Source organism: Microcystis sp. M44BS1, from assembly GCF_020244875.1.
Taxonomy (GTDB): domain Bacteria; phylum Cyanobacteriota; class Cyanobacteriia; order Cyanobacteriales; family Microcystaceae; genus Microcystis; species Microcystis panniformis.
Genome location: NZ_JADBVM010000152.1, coordinates 1 through 3,987 on the forward strand (window position 1 = coordinate 1; position 3,987 = coordinate 3,987).

Sequence of the window (3,987 nt, forward strand, 5' to 3'; positions counted from 1 at the left end):
ACAAGAGGTACTAGAAAAAGGTGCGCCACAACGGTTGCTTCATGTCTATGGTCCAACGGAAAATACAACGTTTTCTTCTTGGTATTTAGTGGAAAACGTAGCTTCTACAGCGACAACTATTCCCATTGGTAAAGCGATTGCTAATACCCAAATCTATTTGCTGGATAAAAATCTGCAACCTGTCCCGATTGGTGTAGTCGGAGAATTACATATTGCTGGTGCAGGATTAGCCAAAGGTTATCTCAATCGTCCCGAATTAACCCAAGAAAAATTTATCCCTAATCCTTTTGAGAAGGATGAAGTAATCCCCCCAACCCCCCTTAATAAGGGGGGCAATGAGCCGTCAAAATTATATAAAACGGGAGACTTAGGGCGTTATTTACCCGATGGTAATATTGAATATGTAGGACGGATTGACAATCAAGTAAAAATTCGCGGTTTCCGCATTGAATTGGGAGAAATCGAAGCCTTACTCAACCAAAATGAGGCGGTACAGTCTTCTTGTGTGATTGTTCGTGAAGATAATCTAGGGGATAAACGCTTAGTTGCTTACGTTGTACCGCAACCCGAAATCAACCTGACAATTAACGAAATACGGCAATTTTTGCGAGCAAAATTACCCGACTATATGGTCCCAACTGCGTTTATTCTTCTTGATGCTTTCCCCTTAACTCCCAATGGCAAAATCGACCGCCGTGCTTTACCTGTTCCCGATTTACAGGGCAAAGGTGAATATATCGCTCCCCGTAATCCCATTGAAGAAAAAATGGCGCAGATTTGGGCTGAGGTACTGAAATTACAACGAGTCAGTATTGAGAATAATTTCTTTGAATTAGGGGGCCATTCTCTGTTGGCGACTCAAGTTATTTCTCGTTTACAGGAAACCTTTGAGATTGTTTTACCCTTGCGTTATCTGTTTGAATCGCCAACTATTGCTCAGTTAAGTGGGGTAATTTTAAAAGAACTGCAAACAGGTTTAGGGTTAAAGCTACCATCAATTGTCCCCGTTAATCGAGAGGATGATATTCCCCTATCCTGGGCCCAGGAACGTCTCTGGTTTGTGAATCAATTAGAAGGGGAAAGTGGGGCTTATACTATTGATTTAACGATGCGTTTGCGCGGAAATCTCAATATTAAGGCCTTAGAAAAAGCTTTCCAAGCAATTATTCAACGCCATGAACCCCTACGGACTCAATTTAAACTCAAAGATAACCAACCAATACAAGCGATCGATCCTAATGTAACCTTCACCTTACCAGTTGTCAATCTGCAAAACCTCAGTCATTCTGAGCAACAGGTAAAAAACCTGTTATTAGCATCAGCATCCGAACCTTTTGATCTCGAAGCAGGGTCAGTATTACGAGTCAAATTATGGCAATTGCAGACAGAGGAATATGTCCTATTATTAGCCATTCATCATATTGCGGCGGATGGTTGGTCAATAGGTGTTTTAGTGGACGAATTATCGGTCTATTATCGAAGTTTCTGCACCGGGACAAAAGCAGATTTACCTGATTTATCAATACAGTATGCTGACTTTGCCGTGTGGCAGCGTCAATGGTTAACTAATGAAGTATTAGACCGTCAATTAAGCTACTGGAAGCAACAATTAACCCGGATTCCCCTACTACACCAACTTCCCACAGACCGTCCCCGGCCAGCAATTCAAAGTTTTCGCGGTGGGACGGAGCGACTGCAACTAGATAGTCAACTAACGCAACAATTGAAAAAACTTAGTCAAGAGTCGGGTAGCACTCTTTTTATGACATTACTGGCGGGTTTTGCTGTGTTACTATCTCGTTATAGTCAACAAACAGATGTGGTAATTGGTTCACCAATTGCCAACCGTAACCGCACCGAAATTGAAGGGTTAATCGGCTTTTTTGTCAATACTTTAGTGTTAAGATTTGATTTATCTCAAGACCCGACCTTTGAGGATTTTCTCGCGCAGGTCAGACAAACTACTCAAGACGCTTACGACCATCAAGATTTACCCTTCGAGATGTTAGTCGAAAAATTACAAATTGAGCGTCATTTAGATCGTAATCCTTTAACACAGATAGTTTTTGCTCTTCAGAATGCTCCTAGTTCTCCCTGGGATTTACCCGGAGTAAACATTGAGGAGATACCATCGGGACTTGATTCAGTCAGGGTTGACTTAGAAGTTTACCTCTGGGATGCACCGGAAGGATTAGGTGGTTTTTGCTCTTATAACAGGGATTTATTTGATGCTGAAACTATTGTCCGTATGATGACTCATTTTAAGACTTTGTTGGCGGCAATTGTGGAAAATCCCCGTCAATCAGTAGCTTCACTACCCTTATTAAATCCAGAGGAAGAGTATCAACTATTAGAGGGGTGGAATGAGACAAAAGCTGATTACTCCTATAACAAGTGTATTCATCAATTGATCGAGGAACAAGCAGCGCGTACCCCTGAAGCGGTAGCAGTAGTCTTTGAAAATCAACAGTTGACCTATGCAGAATTAAATAGTCGGGCCAATCAATTAGCTGACTATTTACGCTCTTTAGGTGTAGAAACCGAGGTAATAGTCGGTTTATGTGTAGAGCGCTCTTTAGATATGATTGTGGCATTAATAGGCATCCTTAAAGCCGGTGCTGCCTATCTACCCCTTGACCCAGAATATCCTCAAGAACGCCTACAATTTATGTTAGAGGATAGTCAAGTACCTTTATTACTAACCCAAAGTTCACTGATTGATAAACTTCCAAATCATCAAGCTAAAACTGTATTTTTAGCTGAAATTTGGCAAGAAATTAAACCAATGAACCGGGATAATCTGACGGGGAAGGTAACAGCTTCTAATTTGGCTAATGTAATTTATACTTCTGGTTCTACGGGTAAACCTAAAGGGGTGATGGTTGAACATCAAGGGTTGTGTAACCTTGCTCTAGCTCAAATTGAGACTTTTGCTGTGTCTTCTCAGAGTCGAGTGCTTCAATTTGCTTCTTTTAGTTTTGATGCCTGTATTTGGGAAGTTTTGATGGCTTTGGGAGCAGGAGCGACACTTTATCTGGCAAGTAAAGACAATTTAATGCCAGGTTTACCCTTAATTAAACGATTACGGGAGAATAAGATTACTCATATTACTCTACCGCCATCAGCTTTAGCAGTGCTACCTTGGGAAAATCTTTTCTCTCTGCAAACTATTATTGTCGCTGGGGAAGCTTGCTCTCCTGAATTGGTGAAAAAATGGTCCCAGGGACGAAACTTCTTTAATGGTTATGGACCCACAGAAGGAAGTGTTTGTGCAACGGTAGCTAAATGTACGCCGGTTGATGAAAAAATAACTATTGGTCGGCCAATTCCTCATGTGCAGGTTTATATTTTAGACTCCCATTTACAACCGGTTCCTATCGGTGTACCGGGGGAATTACACATCGGAGGAGCCGGGGTAGCCAGAGGTTATTTGAATCGCCCAGAATTGACCGCCGAGAAGTTTATCTCTAACCCGTTTGTCTCCCTTGATCCCCCCCTAACCCCCCTTGATAAGGGGGGAGAGCAGCCGTCAAAATTATACAAAACGGGAGATTTAGCTCGTTATTTACCTGATGGAAGAATTGAATATCTGGGACGAATTGACAATCAGGTTAAAGTAAGGGGTTTCCGCCTCGAATTAGGGGAAATTGAAGCCGTTTTGAGCCAACATCCCTTAGTACAAGAAGCGGTTGTGATAGCTCGCGCTGATCAGAAAAGTGATCATGATCATGACCCGCTTAATACTAATTTGGTAGCCTACTTAGTTCCGGCTCTCAAGGGTCAAGTATTGCCTGAACAGCTTGCTCAATGGCAGAGTGAATATGTTAGTGATTGGCAAAAGATTTACGGCTCTTCGGGAATTGTTATGCAAATAATTAACTTAAAATAAAATTCGATGAGAGTACCTAGTCTCAAAAATAGCTGACATCCATACAGGGAGACACTTACGGCACAAACAGGTTAATACCAAAAGATAGACAATTGAGT

At 41.7% G+C, this 3,987-nt stretch carries 1 protein-coding gene; it reads left to right on the top strand.

Translation table 11 applies throughout. The features are described 5' to 3' along the window. On the top strand, positions 1-3,889 hold a 3,889-nt coding region (locus tag IM515_RS12435), incomplete at its 5' end, for a non-ribosomal peptide synthetase (protein WP_287629067.1). Positions 3,890-3,987 lie beyond the last annotated feature (98 nt).